The sequence below is a fragment of the Sphingobium sp. JS3065 genome (assembly GCF_026427355.1).
In the GTDB taxonomy this organism is placed as follows: domain Bacteria; phylum Pseudomonadota; class Alphaproteobacteria; order Sphingomonadales; family Sphingomonadaceae; genus Sphingobium.
Map to the genome: position 1 here is coordinate 1058822 of NZ_CP102664.1, position 19356 is coordinate 1078177.

At 65.1% G+C, this 19356-nt stretch carries 17 protein-coding genes, 2 tRNA genes and 1 pseudogene; 5 read left to right on the forward strand and 15 right to left on the reverse strand.

Translation table 11 applies throughout. From position 1 onward, the window contains the following. Position 1 precedes the first annotated feature (1 nt). The 5 genes from NUH86_RS05190 to NUH86_RS05210 form a co-directional block, all read right to left on the reverse strand. Positions 2–1471 (reverse strand): efflux transporter outer membrane subunit, encoded by a 1470-nt coding sequence (locus NUH86_RS05190; protein ID WP_232037391.1) that lies wholly within the window; start codon positions 1469–1471, stop codon positions 2–4. Between the two features lie 77 nt (positions 1472–1548). After that, the gene (locus NUH86_RS05195; protein WP_013846812.1) at positions 1549–2685 is read right to left on the reverse strand and encodes an ABC transporter permease; all 1137 of its coding nucleotides are present in this window, start codon (positions 2683–2685) and stop codon (positions 1549–1551) included. Continuing rightward, positions 2685–3812: an ABC transporter permease gene (locus NUH86_RS05200; protein ID WP_013846811.1), complete on the reverse strand. Its 1128-nt coding sequence runs from the start codon at positions 3810–3812 to the stop codon at positions 2685–2687. The genes NUH86_RS05195 and NUH86_RS05200 overlap by 1 nt, the downstream gene beginning before the upstream one ends. Further along, positions 3809–5608, reverse strand: coding sequence for an ATP-binding cassette domain-containing protein (locus NUH86_RS05205; RefSeq protein WP_013846810.1), 1800 nt, complete (start codon positions 5606–5608; stop codon positions 3809–3811). The genes NUH86_RS05200 and NUH86_RS05205 overlap by 4 nt, the downstream gene beginning before the upstream one ends. Continuing rightward, a complete protein-coding gene (locus NUH86_RS05210) occupies positions 5605–6603 on the reverse strand; it encodes an HlyD family efflux transporter periplasmic adaptor subunit (RefSeq protein WP_013846809.1) in 999 nt (332 codons plus the stop codon). The genes NUH86_RS05205 and NUH86_RS05210 overlap by 4 nt, the downstream gene beginning before the upstream one ends. A gap of 103 nt (positions 6604–6706) precedes the next feature. Between NUH86_RS05210 and NUH86_RS05215 the strand changes: the two genes are divergently transcribed. The 3 genes and pseudogenes from NUH86_RS05215 to NUH86_RS05225 all read left to right on the forward strand — a co-directional run bounded on the left by NUH86_RS05215 (position 6707) and on the right by NUH86_RS05225 (position 8124). Continuing rightward, a complete protein-coding gene (locus tag NUH86_RS05215) occupies positions 6707–7390 on the forward strand; it encodes a TetR/AcrR family transcriptional regulator (protein ID WP_013846808.1) in 684 nt (227 codons plus the stop codon). Positions 7391–7467: 77 nt separating this feature from the next. After that, a pseudogene (locus NUH86_RS05220) lies at positions 7468–7542 on the forward strand (phospholipase); the annotation flags it as partial. A 366-nt stretch (positions 7543–7908) separates the two neighbouring features. Continuing rightward, entirely contained in the window at positions 7909–8124 is a 216-nt protein-coding gene (locus NUH86_RS05225) for a helix-turn-helix transcriptional regulator (RefSeq protein WP_013846807.1), read from the forward strand. Positions 8125–8412: 288 nt separating this feature from the next. On the opposite strand, the gene NUH86_RS05230 is transcribed toward NUH86_RS05225, so the two are convergent. From NUH86_RS05230 to NUH86_RS05260, 7 genes are all read right to left on the reverse strand, one after another. Beyond that, positions 8413–8488 (reverse strand) — tRNA-Lys (locus NUH86_RS05230). Positions 8489–8526: 38 nt separating this feature from the next. Next, a tRNA-Lys gene (locus NUH86_RS05235) sits at positions 8527–8602 on the reverse strand. A gap of 124 nt (positions 8603–8726) precedes the next feature. Then, positions 8727–9839 (reverse strand): rod shape-determining protein RodA, encoded by a 1113-nt coding sequence (rodA, locus tag NUH86_RS05240; RefSeq protein ID WP_267251443.1) that lies wholly within the window; start codon positions 9837–9839, stop codon positions 8727–8729. Next, positions 9836–11911 (reverse strand): penicillin-binding protein 2, encoded by a 2076-nt coding sequence (gene mrdA, locus NUH86_RS05245; RefSeq protein ID WP_267251444.1) that lies wholly within the window; start codon positions 11909–11911, stop codon positions 9836–9838. Before mrdA ends, rodA begins: the two co-directional genes overlap by 4 nt. Continuing rightward, on the reverse strand, positions 11908–12435 hold the full coding sequence (mreD, locus tag NUH86_RS05250; protein WP_267251445.1) for a rod shape-determining protein MreD: 528 nt from the start codon (positions 12433–12435) through the stop codon (positions 11908–11910). The genes mrdA and mreD overlap by 4 nt, the downstream gene beginning before the upstream one ends. Further along, the gene (gene mreC, locus NUH86_RS05255; RefSeq protein ID WP_267251446.1) at positions 12432–13361 is read right to left on the reverse strand and encodes a rod shape-determining protein MreC; all 930 of its coding nucleotides are present in this window, start codon (positions 13359–13361) and stop codon (positions 12432–12434) included. The genes mreD and mreC overlap by 4 nt, the downstream gene beginning before the upstream one ends. A gap of 9 nt (positions 13362–13370) precedes the next feature. Then, the gene (locus NUH86_RS05260) at positions 13371–14417 is read right to left on the reverse strand and encodes a rod shape-determining protein (protein WP_007685698.1); all 1047 of its coding nucleotides are present in this window, start codon (positions 14415–14417) and stop codon (positions 13371–13373) included. A 147-nt stretch (positions 14418–14564) separates the two neighbouring features. Between NUH86_RS05260 and mutL the strand changes: the two genes are divergently transcribed. After that, positions 14565–16337 (forward strand): DNA mismatch repair endonuclease MutL, encoded by a 1773-nt coding sequence (gene mutL, locus NUH86_RS05265; protein WP_267251447.1) that lies wholly within the window; start codon positions 14565–14567, stop codon positions 16335–16337. A 150-nt stretch (positions 16338–16487) separates the two neighbouring features. Beyond that, the gene (locus NUH86_RS05270; RefSeq protein WP_267251448.1) at positions 16488–17000 is read left to right on the forward strand and encodes a hypothetical protein; all 513 of its coding nucleotides are present in this window, start codon (positions 16488–16490) and stop codon (positions 16998–17000) included. Between the two features lies 1 nt (position 17001). On the opposite strand, the gene NUH86_RS05275 is transcribed toward NUH86_RS05270, so the two are convergent. From NUH86_RS05275 to NUH86_RS05285, 3 genes are read right to left on the reverse strand one after another with little or no spacing between them, the layout of a single operon-like run. Beyond that, complete coding sequence (locus tag NUH86_RS05275; RefSeq protein WP_267251449.1) at positions 17002–17466, reverse strand: MaoC family dehydratase; 465 nt, start codon at positions 17464–17466, stop codon at positions 17002–17004. Between the two features lie 49 nt (positions 17467–17515). Next, positions 17516–18787, reverse strand: coding sequence for an ectonucleotide pyrophosphatase/phosphodiesterase (locus NUH86_RS05280; RefSeq protein ID WP_267251450.1), 1272 nt, complete (start codon positions 18785–18787; stop codon positions 17516–17518). A 41-nt stretch (positions 18788–18828) separates the two neighbouring features. Beyond that, positions 18829–19350 (reverse strand): DNA-deoxyinosine glycosylase, encoded by a 522-nt coding sequence (locus tag NUH86_RS05285; protein WP_267251451.1) that lies wholly within the window; start codon positions 19348–19350, stop codon positions 18829–18831. Positions 19351–19356 lie beyond the last annotated feature (6 nt).

Sequence of the window (19356 nt, forward strand, 5' to 3'; positions counted from 1 at the left end):
CTCAATTCGCTTTAGCTGCCGTCGATTCCGATGCGTTCCCGATCGCCTTGTTGAGCGCGGCATAGCGGGTTGCGAGGCGCCCATTGCTGTCCGCCAGATCGCGCGACGCCTGCAGCATCGTCCGCTGGCTGTCGATGACGTCCAGCCAGGTGATGACCCCGCCCCGATAGCGCGCGGATGCCAGATCGAACGCGGCCCGCGCGCTGTCGAGCCGCGCGGCCAGCATCGCGTTCTGCTGCTGCTCGGCGGTATAGCCATTGAGCGCATCGTCGATCTCTTGCCAGGCCTGAAGCACGGTCTGCTGGTAGGAGACCGCCGCTTCCTTCTGCTCCAGCTCGCGAAGCTGGACGACGCGCTTGCGCCGCCCGCCATCGAACAGCGGCAGGCTGACGCTCGGCCCGATCGACCAGGCGCGGCTCGCCCAGTCGAACAGGTTCTCGGCTCGATAGGATTCGAGGTTGAACCCACCGCCGAGGCGGATGCTCGGATACATGTCCGCTTTGGCGACACCGATATTGGCAGTGACGCTGTGCAACCGGGCTTCTGCCGCGCGGATATCAGGCCGGCACAACGCGATCTCGGAGGGAAGGCCGAGCGCCAGATCGGGCAGCGCGGGCTTGCCGGCATCGGCCACCGGCTTCAGCAGATCGCCTAGGGCGCCGGGCCGTTCCCCCAGCAGCAGGGCGATCTGGTTGGCCTGCGCGGCTTCCTGGGCGAGCAGCGCGGGCAGTTGCGCCTCGATCCCCTGCAATTCGCTACGCTGGCGTTCGAGATCGAAGTGATTGTTAATCCCACCCGTGGTGCGGGCCGAGAGAAGATCGGTGCGTTCCTTGAGCGCCGTGATGTCCTCCCGCGCGAGCGCAATCTTGCGCTGGGTCGCGCGCAGATCGAAATAATTGCGCGCGACGTCGCTGGCAAGGCTGAGCCGGGCATGATCGAGCAGCGCGGCCTGCTGCGCGACGCCCGCATCGGCCGCCTCGAGCGACCGCCGGACCTTGCCCCAAAGGTCGAGCTCCCAGGAGGCGTCGAGCCCGGTCTGGTAGAGCGTGAACGGCTCGCTCAATAGCTTGACCAGGGCATCCCGATCAGAACCTGACGAGGAGCTCGATACCACGTTGAGCAGCCGCGTACTGGCGCCATGTTCGCTCTGGCGCTGGCGCGACACCTGCCCGCTGGCATTGATCTGCGGCAAGCCCTGCACCGCCGCGCTACCACGCTGGACGCGCGCCTGCGCGACGTGCAGCGCGGCGGTCTGGAGGTCCGGGCTCGCGGCGAAACCGCGGCGCACCAGTTCATCCAGCACGGGATCATTGAACGCCCGCCACCAATCGGCAGGCAATGTGGCGTCCGTGCCGATGGCCCCATGCAGGCTGGCGTCGCCGCTGCGCCAACTCGTCCAGTCGGCGGGCGCGGAGGGCGCCGGCTTCGTGAAGTTCGGTCCCATGGTGCAGCCGGCCAGGGCAAGTGCCATCAGGGAAGAAGCAATTGCCTGCCGGATCGGGATGCTAGATGCGGGCGGAATGAAGGGCATGGCGAAAGTCCAGTTCATCAGGCGAGGCGGTTGCGGAAGAGCCATGCGGCGAGCGGCAGGGTAATGGCTGCCACCACCAGCATCGGCACGAAGTCGAGGGCGACATCGGCGAAGACCGCGCCCTCAAGATAGATGCGGCGCACCATATCGATGCCGAAGCGCAGCGGATTGACGTAGGTGATGAGTTGGAGGATCTGCGGCATGTTGCGCACCGGCGTCAGCATGCCCGACAACAGCATCAACGGCATCACCAGCAGGAAGGTATAGAGCATCGCCTGCTGCATGGTGAGCGACAGGGCCGAGATCGACATGCCGATGCCGACACCCGCGGCCGTGAACGTGACGAGCCCCAGATAGAGCAGCCAGTAGGAACCGTTCATCGGAATCTCGAACCAGAAGCGGATGATGAGCAGGATGATGGTCGACTGGATGAGGCCGACGAGGATCGAGGGAATAGCCTTGCCGATCAGGATCTGCATCAGACCCAGCGGCGTCACCAGCAGCTGGTCGAACGTTCCCTGTTCGCGCTCGCGCGCGACGGACAGCGCCGACAGCAGCAGGGTCTGCAAAAAGCTCAGCGCCGCGATCATTGCGGGCATCAGCGTCCAGCGCGATTCCAGGTTCGGATTATACCAGGCCCGCCGCTCGACGGTGATCGGCGGGCTGCCGCCCAACGAGCGGCCATAATCGGCAACGATCGCGCCGATCTGGCCTGCCGCCGCCCCCGCCGTCGAACTGTTGCGGCCATCAAGGATGATCTGGATCGGCGCGGTATCGCCCACGGTCAACCGATGCTCGAAGTCGGACGGGATGCTGATCGCGAGCAGCACCTTGCCGCTGTCGATGAGGTCGCCGATCTGCGCGTTGGACGCGAGCGCCGCCTCGCGCCGGAACACGCCGGTGCCGTCGAGCCGCGCAAGCAATTCGGTGGAGGCGGCGCTACGGCTCTGGTCGACCACCGCATAGGGCACATGGGTCAGGTCGTAGGTCGCGCCATAACCGAACAGCAGGGCCTGCATGAGGGCCGGGGCGAACAGGATCGTGCGGTTGGCGGGATCCTTGACCAGCGCCAGTATCTCCTTGCGGACGAGCGCGAAGGTCTGGGCGAGCCAGGCGATGAAGTCGGCGCCGAGTGTCAGTCCAGCAACGCGCATCAGTCCAGCCTCTTGCGCAAGGTGCGCCCGGTGACGAAGGCCAGCAGGACGCCGTAGGCGGCGAGAATCGCGCAATTCTTGAGGACCATTGGCCAGATCGTCCCGGCGAGGAACAGCGATTTCACCAGCTCCATGAAGTGCGTTGCGGGCAGAAGCTGGCTGACGATCTGGATCACCAGCGGCACATTGCGCAGGTCGAAGACAAAGCCCGACAGCATCATCGCCGGCATGAAGCTCGCCAGCAGCGCCATCTGGCTGGCGGCGAACTGGTTACGGGTCGTTCCCGAGATGAACAGGCCGAGCAGCAGCGCGACGATCAGGTAGAGCAGCGAGGCGACAATGATGACGAGGAGCGAGCCGCGGATCGGCACCTCGAACAGGAAGCGCGCTGATATCAGGCAGACGCCCATATCGATCGCGCCGATCACCACATAGGGCGCAAGCTTGGAGAGCACGAGCTCCAGCGGGCGAACCGGGGTCACGAACAGCGATTCCAACGTGCCGCGCTCCCATTCCCGCGCAATCAGCAGCGAGGTGAGGAACGCGCCGATCAGGGTCATCACCAGCACGAGGAGGCCGGGCACCAGATACCAGGTGCTGACGCCCGCCTCGTTGAACCAGGTGCGCTGCACCAGCGTGATACCGCCTCCCGATCCGCTACCGGATCGATCCATTATATGGCGAGAGGCTGTCTGGATCCCGCCGTTCACATAGCCTTCGATTGCGGACGCTGTCGTCGAATCCGCGCCGTTGACGATAAGCTGTATCCGCGCATCGCCCGCGGCTCGGCGCTGGGAGAAATCGACCGGCACACGCACGATGCCCTCGACCTTATGCGCGCGGATCAGCCTGACGGCCTCGTCCATGCTCGCGGCTGCGACGGGCACGAGATAGGGTGAGCCGCCGATCCCCGCGACCGCTTCCTGAGCGGCGGGGGAGCGATCCTCCAGCACGATCGCGACCGGCGCATCCTTCACGTCGAAGGACAGGCCGTAGCCGAACAGCAAGATGAGCGCGAGCGGCAGCAGCAGACCGACGAACAGGTTGCTCTTGTCGCGCAGGAGCTGGCGCACTTCCTTGCGGGTCAGCGCGATCAGCCGCCTGTGGAAGCCTGAGGCGCTGCTCATGCGGCCACCTTCTCATTGGTTTGGCGGGCACGGTTCTGTTCGACGATGGCGATGAAAGCCTCGTTCATGTCGCTTGCGTCGTCGCCGGCCTGTTCGCGCACCTCGGCAGGCGTTCCGAGCGCGAGCAGTTCGCCGGCATCCTGGATGGCGATGCGGTCACAATATTCCGCTTCTTCCATGAAATGGGTGGTGATGATGATCGTGACGCCGCCCTGCGCCAGGCTGGTGATCGTGCGCCAGAAGGCGCGGCGCGCGAGCGGGTCGATGCCGCTGGTCGGCTCGTCGAGGAAGAGGATGTCGGGCTCGTGCAGCAGCCCCGCCGCCATGGCGAGCCGCTGCTTGTAACCGACCGGCAGGATGCCGCTCTGCGCCGACGCATCAAGATCGAACTGCGCGATCACCGCCTTGACCCGCTCGCGTTTCCGCTCGCCGCGCAGACCATAAGCGCCGGCGAAGAATTCGAGATTCTCCCTGACCGAGAGGTTGCCGTAGAGCGCGAACTTTTGGCTGACATAGCCGATCCGTGCCCGCGCCTTGGCGCGTGCCGTGCGCAGATCGACACCCGCCACCTCGAGATGACCGCTGGTCGCCGGGAGCAGGCCGCACAGCATGCGAAATGTGGTGGTCTTGCCCGCGCCATTGGGGCCGAGCAGCCCGAAGATCTCACCGCGCTGCACGTCGAAGGACGTGCTGGCAACGGCAGTGAAATCGCCGAACTTGCGGACGAGATCCCGCACGACGATCACTGGCCCGTCCCGTTCCCCGGCAGATGGCGACGCGGTTTCGGCCGTACCGTACCGATCCCCGTCTTCCTTGTTCGTGTTCGCATCATCGGCTGCTTGTGCCGGCTCGTTCTCATGCTCGCGCAACAGCAGCATGAAGGCGTCTTCGAGTTCGGCGTCGCGTGGCTGGACCCTTGTGTCGGACAGCAGGTCGGCCAGCGCTGCTTCGTCGCATTGCGGCCTGCGAATGAAATGAACGTCGCCGCCCTTGGGAACCGCATCGATGATCCGGTCCGGTGCATCGATCAGGCGGGCCTGGAGAACCCGCGCGGGCCGATCCGGCAAGGCGTCGGCCACATAACCGAGGCCTTCGGCCCTCTTTCGCAGCGCATCCGGCGGGCCGTCGGCCAGTATCCTGCCGTGATGGAAAACGAAAATCTGCCCGCAGCGCTCGGCTTCGTCCATGTAAGCGGTGCTGACGATGACGCTCAATTGCTCGTCGGCGATGAGCTGGTCGATGATCTTCCACAGGTCCCGGCGCGAGAGCGGATCGACCCCGACGCTCGGCTCGTCGAGCAGCAGCAGGTCGGGCGAGCGCACCAGCGTGCAGGCTAGCCCCAGCTTCTGCTTCATGCCGCCCGACAGCTTGCCCGCCGGCCGGTCGGTGAAGCGCGCCATGTCGGTCATCTCGAGCATCCGGCCGAAGCGCTCGCGGCGCACCTCCTGCGGCACGCCGTGGAGGTCGGCGTAGAGATCGAGATTTTCCTGGACGCTCAGATCCTCGTAGAGGCCGAAGCGCTGAGGCATATAGCTGATGCGGTTCTGCACCGATTGCGGATCGGCGCGCACGTCGATGCCCAGCACATTGAGGCTGCCCTCGTCGGGGCGCAGCAGCCCCGCCATCATTCGCATGAGCGTGGTCTTGCCCGCGCCGTCGGGACCGACGAAGGCGGTCAGCTCGCCCGCGCGGACGGTCAGCGAGATGTCGTCGATCGCATCGAACGGCTTGCCGTCGGGCGCATCGAAGCGTTTTCGCAAGCCCTCGATCGCGACCGTTATGTCGGGCTCGCTCACCGCGCCGCGCCGCCATTGCCGGTATTGATCCGCACCGTCACCGGCTGCCCAAGCCGCAGGCGGTTGGCCTTGTCCTCGACCTGCACCCGGACCTCATAGACGAGGCTGGTCCGCAGTTCCTCGGTTTCGACCGACTTGGGCGTGAATTCGGCGACCGACGAGATATAGCCGATCCTGCCGGGCACCGGTTGATCGGGCATGCTGTCGCTGACCACGCTCGCCGCCATGCCCGGCTTGATGCGGCCAAGGTCGGGCTGGTTCACATAGACCCGCACCCATTTGGGATCAGCGAGGGCGATGGCGAACACCGCCTTCTGCGGCGAGGCCATGTCGCCCGGTTCGAGCAGGCGCGAGCGCACCACCCCATCGACCGGCGCGCGCAGCACGCCCTGGTCGATCCGGTGCTGGAGCAGCGCGACCTGCGCCTGCGCCGCCTTCACCTGGGCTTCACCACCCGCGACATCTTCCGCCCGCGGGCCACGCCGGGCAAGGCGGAGCGCTTCGGCCTGTTCGCGCGCCCTTGCCCGCGCCGCCACTGCCGTCTTGCTGGCATGATCGACATCCTGCGCGCTGACCCCGCGCCCCTGGGTCGAGGCGGCAATGCCGCGAAGACGCGCGAGATCACCTTCCGCGCGCGCCGCCTCGGCTTCCACCGACGTCAGGCGCGCCTGGGCCTGGGCGATTTCCTCCGGCCGGGAGCCATTGCGCAGGCGCAGCAGATTCTGCCGCTGCACCTCGCCCTGGGCTTTGGCTTCCTCGGCCTGCAGGTTGAGCGACACGGTATCGAGCGTGGCCAGGATGCTTCCCGCCTTCACGCTGTCACCTTCCTCCGCCCGCACTTGTGCGATGCGGCCGCTGTCCTCGAACGCGAGCGAAACCTGCCGCACATCGACATTGCCCTGAAGGACAAGTTCGGTCTTGCCGGCATCTTTCCCGCCACACCCACTCAGCGCCAGTCCGGCCATGCCGAGGATACTAAGGGTGCGATTGTGCATGTGACGACTCCGGACGGTGAGGACTGCGGCGAAAAGAATGTTAGTCTAAATCGGATTTAATGTTCGACTTGTCCTACAATCTGATCCGGTTCAAGAGCAAATCATGAATGGCAAACCCCTCCGAGGCCCCCGGTCGGACGGTGCGGCGACCCGCGCGCGCATATTGGAAAGCGCTGGCACATTGTTCGCGTCGCAGGGGCTGGCCTCTACCACGAGCAAGGCGATCGCCGCGAAGGCGGAAGTCGACCTTGCCTCGATCAACTATCATTTCGGCAATCGCGATGGCCTCTACCGGGCCGTGCTGGTCGAGGCGCATCGACGGTTTGTACGGCTTGAGGAACTCGAGCGGATATCTGCAAGCCAGGTGATGCCCGAAGAAAAGCTTGGCACGCTGCTCGATGCCATCGTCGGCCGCCTCGCCGGGCCCTCGCATTGGAGTACTGCCGTGCTGGTTCGGGAACTTGCGGCGCCGTCCGCGCATTTTGCCGTCCTGCGCGACGAGGAAGCGCCGCCCAAGCTTCGCGTCGCGCTGCGGATATTGAGCGACGTGAGCGGGATACCCATCGGCGCGCCGGAACTGCTCTGCTGCCTGATCAGCGTGGCCGCGCCATGCGCCATGCTGCTGATCGCCGGCGATAACCTGCCCGCACCGGGCAGGGACATATTGCGGATCGATCGCCGGGCGCTGGCGGACCATTTGCATCGTTTCGCGCTCGCGGGCCTGAACGCTGCCGGGCAGGACTATCGCGCGCGCCATGAGGAAGACAATGCCCAATTGCCAGCCTGACATTCATCCGCGCCAATCCGGGCGGACAGCCGCATTTGTCTTTGGCTTCGTCTTCCTTCTGAAGGCAGTTCTTCGTCGGCTATGGCGAGAATCTGTTCGACTATGACCGCAATGCGACACGCCTCAGGATCGGCGTGGTATTGGCGCGGTAGCCTTGGCGTCCTAGCCTCGTGTAAGGCTATAAAGCACCGAGAGCCGACAAGTAGGCACTGGATTGCCCAAAAATGCGATCTTGGCCCCTTTGGGGACTTTCCGTGAAATGCTAACCTGACATTGCGTTGTGGTCTCCCCGCGCTGCCCGACGGGTCAGCGATCCATGCACTATTTCAATCAGAATGCTTCTGGCCGAGTGTGGCGCCCTTTTGCACCCTGTGGTCGCTGCATCGTCCGATCATCTCAGAGTTATCGGAAGAGGAGGGGGAAGGGAGAAAGCGCAAGCCGTGGAGAGATCGCTGCCGGTAGCTCCATTTCCCCAATCGCGCCTCTGGAGTCAGCAGACGGTCAGATTGGATGTTACCATGCCTGACCTGCTCGCGTTCTCCGACCTGAAGGCGAAGGGCATTCCTTTCACCCGGCAGCATGTAGCACGCCTGATCAAGCAAGGGCGGTTTCCCGCGCCGATAAAGTTGGGCGTCGGGACAAACCGCTGGATATCGTCCGAAATCGACGACTGGATCGATCTGCGTAAAGCCGATCGCGACGCATTATTGAAAGCGCGTGAGGCACGCGCCTAGGACCGCAGGGGCAATTCGCCCATCGCCAACGGTGTAGAACAGCCTCTGGCTGAACTCCGCGCGTTATCTGAACACGCGAATCGCCCGTACCCGCGGTGCATCCATGCGGGTGCCAGTCATGTCGTGACGGGATGCGGCCCCCGGGCATCAGCTGTGCCGGCACTTTTTTGAACATCCTGGAGCCGCGCATCACATGGAATCTGTAGCGCAGTTTGTAGCGCAAAACGCAAAAAGAGAAAATCACCTTGCGGCGATTTCCTTGCATACTATTGATTTCACTAGAGAATTTGGTGGACGCACTTGGGCTCGAACCAAGGACCCGCTGATTAAGAGTCAGCTGCTCTACCAACTGAGCTATGCGTCCACGCCTGCTTTCGGCTTATGCCTTGATCCGCAGGAATGTGGTGGACGCACTAGGGCTCGAACCTAGGACCCGCTGATTAAGAGTCAGCTGCTCTACCAACTGAGCTATGCGTCCACACCCGCTTTCGGCTAGTCCCATATGGGCCGTCGCCTTGGCGTGGGCGGGCTGTTAGCAGTCGCTTCGTACTTTGCAAACAGGAAATCGCTCGGCCACGCTAATTTTTGCGAACCGGGCGGTGTCAGCCCCAGCTTCCTGGCCTGCTCCGCCGACGCCCCGACCGTTCGATGGCCATGATGATGCCGACGCACAGCATGACCGTCAGCATCGACGATCCGCCATAGGACATGAAGGGCAGGGGAATGCCCACCACCGGCGCCAGGCCCATGACCATCATCAGGTTGATCGCGACATAGAAGAAGATCGTCGTGGTCAGCCCCGCTGCCACCAGCCGCGCATATTTGTCCTGCGCGCGCATCGACACGCCGATCCCCCAGCGGAACAGCAGCATGAACGCGCCGATCAGCAGCACTCCGCCCATCAGCCCCCACTCCTCCGCCATGGTGGCGAAGACGAAGTCGGTATGCCCCTCTGGCAGATAGTCGAGATGGCTCTGCGTGCCCTGCAGGAAGCCCTTGCCGAATATGCCGCCCGATCCGATGGCGATCTTCGACTGGCTGATATGGTATCCCGCGCCCAGCGGGTCGCTTTCCGGGTCGAGGAAGATCAGTACGCGGTTCTTCTGATAATCGTGCAAGAAGCTGAAGGCGATGGGCACGATGGCGGCCAGCGTCAATCCCGATCCGACGAACAGCCGCAGCGGCAATCCCGCCAGGAACATCACCGTCACTCCGCCCGCCGCGATCATCGTCGCGGTGCCCAAATCAGGTTGCACCAGCACCAGCGCCCACGGTACGCCGATCAGCACCAGCGCAGGCCAGATGGCATTCCATCGCCTGATTTCGCCCACCGGCAGCAGCGCATAGAAGCGCGCCACCGCCAGCACGATGACCGGCTTCATGAATTCGGAAGGCTGAAGCTGCATGAAGCCCAGGTTGATCCACCTCTGGCTGCCCCCCGCGACGCCGCCGATCAATTCGACCAGGAACAGCGCGACCAGCACGACGCCATAGGCGGGAAAGGCGAAACGGGCGAACATTTCCAACGGAATGCGGCTCAGCACCAGCGCCATGCAGGTGAATATGACGAAGCGCACGCCCTGGTTGATTGCCCAGGGGGTGATGCTGCCGCCCGCAGCGCTGTACAGCACCAGCGTTCCGAATCCGGCGATGGCCAGCAATATGCCGATCACCCGCCACGGAAATTCGGCCAGGGGTTCTGGAACAATGCTCATGGCGCGGCATCCGCCGGAGGAGGCGCATCGTCGGCTTCCGCCGGAGCGGGCGGCGGAGCCGGAGCCGCAGGCGCGGCGGCGCTGTTGCCTGCTTCGGCCGCATTCGCCGCATTGGCCGCTTCCGGGGGCGGCGCTTCGCCCTTTTCGATGGCCTTTGCCAGCCTGTATGCCGCCATCTGCCGCGCCATCCGCTCGGCAGGCGGCCCGCCCCAATCCTTCTCGATCGTCTCCAGCTTTTCCATCGCCTTCGCCTGGTCGAACAGGTAGGTCATGGTGTCCGCCGCGATCATCGGCGCGTCCTCGATCCGGTTGAGGTGGCCGCCATGCTCGATGATGCAGGCGATGGCGTAGCGCGGATTGTCGAACGGCGCGAAGCCCTGGAACAGCGCATGGTCGCGCAGCTTGAAGGGCAGGGATGCGTTGCTGCGCACGCCGCCGCCGCGTTCGGCCATGGTGATGCGGCGCACCTGCGCCGTGCCGGTCTTTCCCGCCATCATCACGCCGGGCAGGGGAATGCGCGCAGCGCCGCCGGTGCCGCCGCCGTTCACCACCGCGCTCATCGCGTCGCGGATGGTCACCAGATGCTCCTCATTCACGCCCACAGGCGCCGGAACGGGCCGCTGCGCGCCGAAAATGAAGTTCGGCATCAATTGCCGCCCCGTCGCCAGCCGCGACGCCATCACCGCCATCTGCAACGGGTTGATCAGCATATAGCCCTGACCGATGGTCGCGTTGACGGTGTCGTAGACCTGCCATTTCTGGTTGTATTTCTTCAGCTTCCACGCCGGGTCTGGCACCGTGCCGAAACTCTGGCTGGGAAAGGGCAGCTCGAATTTCTGTCCCATGCCGACGCGTCGGGCCATGCTGGCGATCCGGTCCATGCCGATGCGCTGCGCCATGGTGTAGAAATAAATGTCGCAACTCTGCGCGATCGCGCCCCGCATGTTGAGCGACCCATGGCCGCGCCGCTTGTGGCAGTGGAACAGCGTGTTGCCGACCCGCATCGCGCCGGCGCAACCCACCGTGTCCATCGGCGAAATCCCCGCCTCCAGCAGCGCCAGCGCCACCATCGGCTTCACCGTCGATCCCGGCGGATAGAGGCCCTGCAACGTCTTGTTGCGCAGGGGTACATGGTCGTCCTTCGACAGCATGTCCCATTCCAGATGGCTGATGCCGTCGGAAAAGCTGTTGGGGTCGAAACTGGGCATGGACGCCATGGCCAGCACATCGCCATTATGGCAGTCGATCACCACCACAGACCCGCTCTGCGTCGCCAGCCTGCGCCCGGCATATTCCTGCAGGCCCGCATCGATGGTCAGCTTGATCGGATTGCCGGGCGTGTCGGGCCGGGTGGTGAGTTCGCGCACGATCTTGCCCCGCGCCGTCACCTCCACCCGCTTCGCGCCAGGCTTGCCGGTCAATTCCCTGTCGAACGACCGTTCCAGCCCATCCTTGCCGACCTTGAAGCCCGGCGTGATCAGCAGCGGGTCTTTCCGCTCCTCATATTCCTTGGCCGACGCCGCGCCCACATAGCCCAGCAGATGCCCGACCGTCGCGCCCGCCGGATAGTTGCGCGAAAAGCCCTGGCTGGGCGCGACCCCCGGCATGTCGGGCAGGCGGACGCTGACCGCCGCATATTGATCGTAAGTCAGCTTTTCCGCCACCTGCACCGGCCGGAAACCCGCCGACTTTTCCAGCTCGTCCTTGATGCGGTCGACCTCGTCATCGCTCAGCGCCAGCAGATGGGCGAGGCTGCGGATCGTGTTCTCCACATCCGTCACCCGTTCGGGGATCAGGTCGACGCGAAAGTCCGTTCGGTTGTTCGCCAGCGGCCGCCCGTTGCGGTCGACGATCCACCCGCGCCGCGGCGGGATCAGCGTCAGATTGACGCGATTGCTCTCCGACAGCAGATTATATTTCTCATTCTCCGCCACGCTGATCCAGCCCATCCGCCCGACCAGCAGCGCGCCGACAGCCCCCTGCAGCCCGCCGACCACCATCGCCCGGCGCGTGAATGTGAAGGACAGGGATGCTTCGGTGACGGTCTTTTTCTTGAGCGGGGGCAGCTTCATGCCATTACGCGCCAGCTATCGATCCGGGCGCATTGCCGAACGACGAAGGGAAAGAGCAGCACGGTCCAGAGCATTTGCGGCGCAACCAGCAACAGCTTGATATTTCCTCCGCCGGTGATCCGCGCAAAGAAGACGCCCCCGGCGATGCAGAAGATAATCGCCGCCGACGCGATTAACCAGTCCTGCCGGTAACTACGCCAGACCATGCGATGTTCCACGGCATCGATGCCGATCAGGGTCAGCGTCCACAGGAACATGGCCGACCCGATGGGCTGGCCGCTGGCGATGTCGTCGAACAGGCCCAGCGGTACCCCGATCCATGTGCGCCATAAATCCGGTCGCAGCAGCCGCCAGGACAGCAGCAGCAGCAGGCCGAAGGGCGGCATGACCGGCGATTGCGCGATCACGGGCAGCGCCGTCACCAGCGACCCCAGCATCACCGTGATCACCGGCGTCCCCGCCAGCCGGAAGCGTGACGGATGACGGCCCAGGCGCGGCACATGTTGCAGATGCGGGTCGATCATGGCGGCGGCACGGCGGCCGCGTTCGCCCCCGCTTCCGGCCGAATGGGCGGCTCGACCGGCGCATTGGCATCGTTCCGCGTCACCGTTTCCTCGAATGAACGCTCCACCACCACGGCGTCGACCCTGGACGGATTGGCGAGCGGCACGCCATAGGCGATCTCGCCTTCGATCCGCACGATCACCGCGACTGGAATATTGGGCTGATAGACCCCGCCGATCCCCGACGTCACCAGCAGGTCGCCCGGCTTGAACGGATTGCGCCCCGCCGCCAATGCCCGGATTTCCAGAGTTCCGTCGCCAAGCCCGGTGGAAATGGCGGGCACGCTGTCATCGGCCCGCCTCACCGGCACGATATTGCTGGTGTCGGTCAGCAGCAGCACTTCGGCCGTATTGGGCGTGGTGACATGGATGCGCCCGATCAGCCCTTCGGGCGCGCGCACCGGCATTCCCGGCCGCACCCCCTGCCAGCGTCCCGCATTCAGCCGGGCATAGCGCCGCGTGCTGGAAGAGGAGGAAGCGATCAGCCGCGCCGTCAGCAATTCGCTGCCGTCATCCTCGACCAGCTTCAACAGTTTCTTGAGCCGCAGATTTTCCTGCGCCACCGCCTTCGCCTCGATGATCCGGTTGCGGTCGTTCTCCACCTGCCGCCGCAGCGCGACATTCTGCGACCCGGCGCGCCAGAAGGAGGTCAGCACCTCATCGACCGAAGCGACCCCGCTCACCATATTCTTGAGCGTCAGGGAAGCCGGGCGCGTGATCTCCGCCGTCGCGATGCGGATCGCGGCGAAGCCGGTCGGATCGAAAATGGCGACAACCACCAGAAGCAGGCCGACGGCGGCGCCGGTCATCGCCACGACATAGCTGGCGAAGAGGCTATATTGCGCCTTCCGGTTGTGCCCGGGGCGTCGGCTGGATGGCCGCGCCATGCTGCCCCCTTAAGCGGTCTGGAGAACGCCCCGGAAGATCGGATCTTCCATCGCCCGGCCAGTGCCAATGGCGACGCAGGTCAACGGATCTTCTGCGATGGTGACGGGCAGACCGGTCTCGTCGCGCAGCTCGTCATCCAGACCTTTCAGCAGAGCGCCGCCCCCGGTCAGCACGATGCCCTGGTCGACGATGTCCGCAGCCAGTTCCGGCGCGGTATTTTCCAGCGCGATGCGAACGCCCTCGACAATGGTGCTGATCGGTTCGGCCAGCGCGTCGGCGATCTGCCCTTGGTTGATGGAGATTTCCTTGGGCACGCCGTTCACCAGGTCGCGGCCCTTGATGTGGATCGTCTCGCCCACGCCGTCTTCGGGCGGCTGGGCGACGCCGAACTGCTTCTTGATCCGTTCGGCGGTCGCTTCACCGATGAGCAGATTATGGTGGCGGCGCACGAAGGAGACGATGGCCTCGTCCATCTTGTCTCCGCCGACGCGGACGGAGGTGGTGTAGGCCAGGCCCCGCAGCGAGAGCACCGCGACTTCGGTCGTGCCGCCGCCGATGTCGACCACCATCGACCCGATCGGCTCGGTCACCGGCATGTCGGCGCCGATGGCGGCGGCCATGGGTTCTTCGATCAGGAACACCTGGCTCGCGCCCGCATTGCTTGCCGCGTCGCGAATCGCGCGGCGTTCCACGCTGGTCGAACCCGACGGCACGCAGATCACGATTTCCGGGAAGCGCCAGGGGCGCGACTTGCCGCCATGCACCTTGGTGATGAAATGCTTGATCATCTGCTCCGCGACGTCGATGTCCGCAATCACGCCGTCTCGCAGCGGCCGGATCGCCTCGATCGAATCGGGGGTCTTGCCCATCATCAGCTTGGCGTCGTCACCGACCGCTTTCACCCGCTTCACGCCGTTCAGCGTCTCGACCGCCACCACAGAGGGTTCGTTGAGCACGATGCCGCGACCACGCACATAGACCACGGTGTTCGCCGTGCCGAGGTCGATGGCCATGTCCTGGGAGGAGAGTTTGAAAAGTCGCGAGAAGATCGACATGCCTGTTCCTGTTCAGCCCGCCGCCCCGGCGAAGCGAACCGGGGACGGTCGGAAAGTTCGCCCCACGTTCCACCCGCCCCTGGGTCAGCAAATTTTCTTGAGGCTTGTGTCTCGCGGAAAGCGCTCGCTTGGGCTAGTCACTAATCAATGTCAATACGCCGTCTGCCCGAACATCTGGTCAATCGCATCGCCGCGGGCGAAGTGGTCGAAAGGCCCGCCAGCGCGCTCAAGGAAATCGTTGAAAATGCGGTGGATGCCGGATCTCGCAGGATCGCCATCCGCATTTCCAACGGCGGCCTCGACCGGATCGAAGTCAGCGACGACGGCTGCGGCATGGACTCGGGGGAGATCGCGCTGGCGCTGGAACGTCACGCCACGTCCAAATTGCCCGACGACGCCATCGAAAATGTCGCCACCCTGGGTTTCCGGGGCGAAGCGCTGCCCTCTATCGCCAGCGTGGCGCGTCTTTCCATCGACAGCCGCCCAGCGGGAAGCGACGGCTGGAACCGCACCGTCGACAATGGCGTGGTGGTGAACGAAGGCCCCGCCGCCTTGCCGCCCGGCACGCGCGTCATAGTGGAGCAATTGTTCGGGAAAGTCCCCGCCCGCCGCAAATTCCTGCGTTCGGCCAAGGCGGAATATGCCGCCTGTATGGACGTGGTCCGCCGCCTCGCCATGGCGCATCCTGCCATCGCCTTCAGCATGGAGCATGACGGCCGCCGCGTGCTGGGCGTGCAGGCGGACGAAGCGCGGGAAGACCGGGTCGCCGCGCTCACCGACAGGGCGCTGGCGGACAATCATGTGATCGTCGCGCTGGAAAGGGAAGGGGTGCGCCTTTCCGGCGTGGCGTCGCTGCCAACCTATAATCGCGGCGTGGGCGATCATCAGTTCCTGTTCGTGAATGGCCGCCCCGTGCGCGACCGGCTGCTCGTCGGCGCGGTGCGCGGCGCCTATGCCGACATGCTGGCACGGGACCGGCACCCGGTCGTCGCCCTGTTCCTCGACGTTCCGCCGCTGGAGGTGGACGTCAACGTCCACCCCGCCAAGACCGAGGTGCGCTTCCGCGATCCGGCGCTGATCCGGGGCATGATCGTCTCCGGCCTGCGCCGCGCCCTCGACGCGGAAGGCTTCCGGGCCGTCCAGCATGCCGACCCCGCCGCCCTGTCCGCATGGAAGCCCGAACCTCTTTCCCCTACGCCGATCGGCGCCATGCCGATCTTCGAAGCGGCTGGCGCGCCCGTCCCCGGCTATTCGGTGGCGGACCGCCGCCCCAGCTTCATCACGCCTCCGCCGCAAGCCCGCGCCGAACCCGCCGCCGCGCCCGCCCCGGAAGGAAGCAGCTTCCCGCTGGGCGTGGCGCGGGGCCAGGTCGCCCGCACCTATATCGTGGCCGAAGCCGAAGACGGCCTCGTCATCGTCGACCAGCACGCCGCCCATGAACGGCTGACCCTGGAACGCATGCGCCGGGCCATGGAGGGGCAGAGAGTGGCCGCCCAGGCGCTCCTGCTCCCCGAAGTGGTCGAACTGGACGAACCTGCCTGCGACCGGCTGGAAGCGCGCATCGCGGAACTCAGGGATTTCGGCCTCGAACTGGAACGCTTCGGCCCCGCCGCCATGTTGGTGCGCGCCACTCCGGCGATGTTGGGGCAGGGCGACGTGCAGGGGCTGGTGTCCGATCTTGCCGACGATCTTGCCGCCTATGATAGCGCCCTGTCCTTGAAGGAGCGCCTCGATCTGGTCGCCGCCACCATGGCCTGTCACGGCTCCGTCCGCGCAGGCCGGATATTGAGCGTGGCGGAAATGAACGCCCTGCTCCGCGAAATGGAAGTCACCCCCCGCAGCGGCCAGTGCAATCATGGCCGCCCGACCTGGGTGAAGCTTGGGCATGGCGACATCGAAAAATTGTTCGGCAGAAAGTGACGCCTCCAAATCCTCCCCATCAAGGATGGGGAGGGGGACCGCCGAAGGCGGTGGAGGGGAATTGCGCAACCTCAGCCCCTCATGAGGCGCTTGCCTCCCCGGCACATATGCGCAAACCTAACCCCTGAAAACATCCGGAAGGAACCAGAAATGAAGCGGCTTCTCTTCCTCTTCGCCCTCGCCCCGCTCAGCGCCCAGGCCGCACCCGCCCCCTGCGCCAGTCCTCCGCCGCTGGCCGAACCCTGGACGAGCTGGCCGCAAAGCGGGACCGCAACCGCCGGAGCCACGGTTTCCACCGCCCCCCGCCTGATCCTGGGCAAGCCGCTGACGGCAACGCTCCGCCCCGGCCCACAGGTTCAGTTCGCGGTCCCGCCGGGCAAGACCGTCCCCAAAAGCCATGCAGGCATCTTCACTCTGGCCGTCAAGAATCCGGCCCGCGTCGGCATAGCCCTGTCCGACGCCGCCTGGATCGATGTCGCCACCGGCACGACCGCGCTTGCATCGGTGGATCATGGCCACGGCCCGGATTGCGCCGGCATTCGCAAGATCGTCTGGTTCGACCTGTCGCCCGGCCTTCACGCCATCCAGATCGCGGGGGCGCTTAAGCCCACCATCCGGATCATGGCCGCCGACGCCCGCGCCAACCAGCCGCAGCCGCGCTGAATTATGCGGGCCGCGTCCGGAACATCACGATCGGCTTCATCGACAGCACCGGCTCGTCGCGCTGGTTGAACAGCGTGACGAGCGTCGTGATGACGCCCATTTCCGGTCGGCTGCGGGACGCCTTCTTCTCGATCACCTCGGAAGTCCCGCGCAGCGTGTCCCCCGGCCGCACGGGCTGCAACCAGCGCAGTTCATCGACGCCGATAGCCCCCAGGCCCGCCGGTCGAATGTTCGGCTCCCGCTGCCATCCCGCCACCATCATCTTCATCGACAGCGCCGTGCTGTGCCAGCCGCTGGAGGCGAGGCTGCCGAAATGGGTTTCTGCCGCCGCTTCGTCCGACAGGTGAAAGGGTTGCGGATCGAATTCCGTGGCGAAGGCGATGATCTCCTCGCGGCTGATGGTGTACGGGCCGAATTCCTTCCTGTCACCCAACGCTATGTCTTCGAAATAGATGATCTCGCTCATACCCGTTCCTTCCATTGCGGGCGAGACGTAATTTCCGTTTACGAAAACGTCAATGCTTGACAAGTCCGGCCAGAACCGCCGGATCGCCATCGCCCGGCAGCGGCGCAATTCCCAACAGCCGCGCCAGCAGGGGATAGACATCGACATTGGCGAAATCCGCCGGAGGCCGAAATCGAGCGTCGAACCCTGGCCCATTCGCGATGAACAACGCCTGCATCTCCGGCGCGCGCTGGTCCCAGCCATGATCGCCGCCGGCAAAGGGTTTGACAGGCGCGGTCGGCTGAATCACCCAGCCGGTCTCCCCCAGGCAGAAATAGGCCGGAATGCGCCGGTGCGTGCCATAATGGAAATGCGCTGGAATATCGGCCTTGCGCCAGCATTGCATGTGCGGGTGCGGCTTCAATATGGCGGCCTCCAGCGCCGCCTCATGCCCCGGCTGGGCCGCGAGGCTGGCATAGGGGCCGCTCTCCACGATGCGATAATCCGCCGGGTTCGCGACCTTGTCCATCGCCACCACTCGCTCGCTGGATTTCCGCGCCATGCCATGGTCGGACAGGATGATGAGATTGGCAGGCTGCCCCAGCGTCTTCAATCCCTCCACCAGCATGCCAATCTGTCCGTCGACCTTCTGGGCGGCATCGGTGGTTTCGGTGGCGTCGGGGCCGTATATGTGCCCCGCCGTGTCGACCGCATCGAAATAAAGCGTCAGAAAGCGCGGCCGTATCTCCTTTGGGCGGCGCAGCAGGTCCAGCACCCCGTTCACCCGTTGCATGCCGGAGATTTCCTGATGGAATTGCGCCCAGTCGCTGGGCCGCGTGCCGCCGGTCAAAATGTAGGGCCAGGCCGAAGCCTTGCTAGCCCCCCAGGCGACATTGGAGCCGGGCCAGAACAGCGTCGCCGTCCGCACCCCCGCCTTTTCCGCCGTCACCCAGATCGGCTCGGCCTCCTTCCACCAATAGGGATCGTCGCTCGCCATGGTGAATGTCTCGCCGGGCCGGGAAGCATCCTCCATCTTGTTGGCGACGATGCCGCTATGGTCGGGCCGCTCGCCGGTCACGATTGCCCAATGATTGGGAAAGGTCTTGGTCGGAAAGGATGGCCGCATCGCCGACTCTACCCCGCCCGCCGCCAGCGCGGAGAGATGCGGCGTCACCTCCCGCTTCAGATAATCCGGCCGAAAGCCGTCGATGGACACCAATATGGTGACGGGCTGCCGCTGTTCGACAGGCGCGACCGAAACCGATGGCCGCTCGACCGGCACGCAAGCGCCAAGCGCGGCCAGCAGGAACAGACAGGCGAGGGGGAAGCGAAGGAAAAGCATGCCGCAATCCTTAACAGCCCGACCATGACGGTAAAGTGACGCTATTCCCCGATATAGGGCGCAAGAACCATCCACGCCGCCCGCTTGGCGTCCCGCGACATGCTGGCGAAGGCCCCGCTGGAGGAGGGCAGGTCGATCAAGGCCAATCCCACCCGTTCCCCAATCTGCCGCCGTCCATGCAGCGCCGCCGTCCTGCCGTTGAACGCCACCGCCTCCAGCGCCGGAAGCCGCTCCACGAAAGCCCCCAGATCGCGCAATTCCGCGCCCCGGATCGCGCTGTCCAGGCTTCCCTCCCGATCCGCGCTCTCGATCACGTCCCACAGGCCCACGCGCCGCGTCTTCAGTCGCTTCAGCCGCATGGCATAGGGCTGACCGCGCAGATCCTCCCCCATCACATCCCCCATCAACGCCCAGAAGGCGTTGCTGCGATGCGCATAATATTCGCCCTGCTTGATCGACACGTCTCCGGGCAGGCTGCCCAGGATCAGCAGCCTTGTCCCCTCATCGACACTGGGCGGAAAGGCCGCCTTGCGCCGGGCGGGCATCTGTCCCGGCCGGAGCATCGGCGC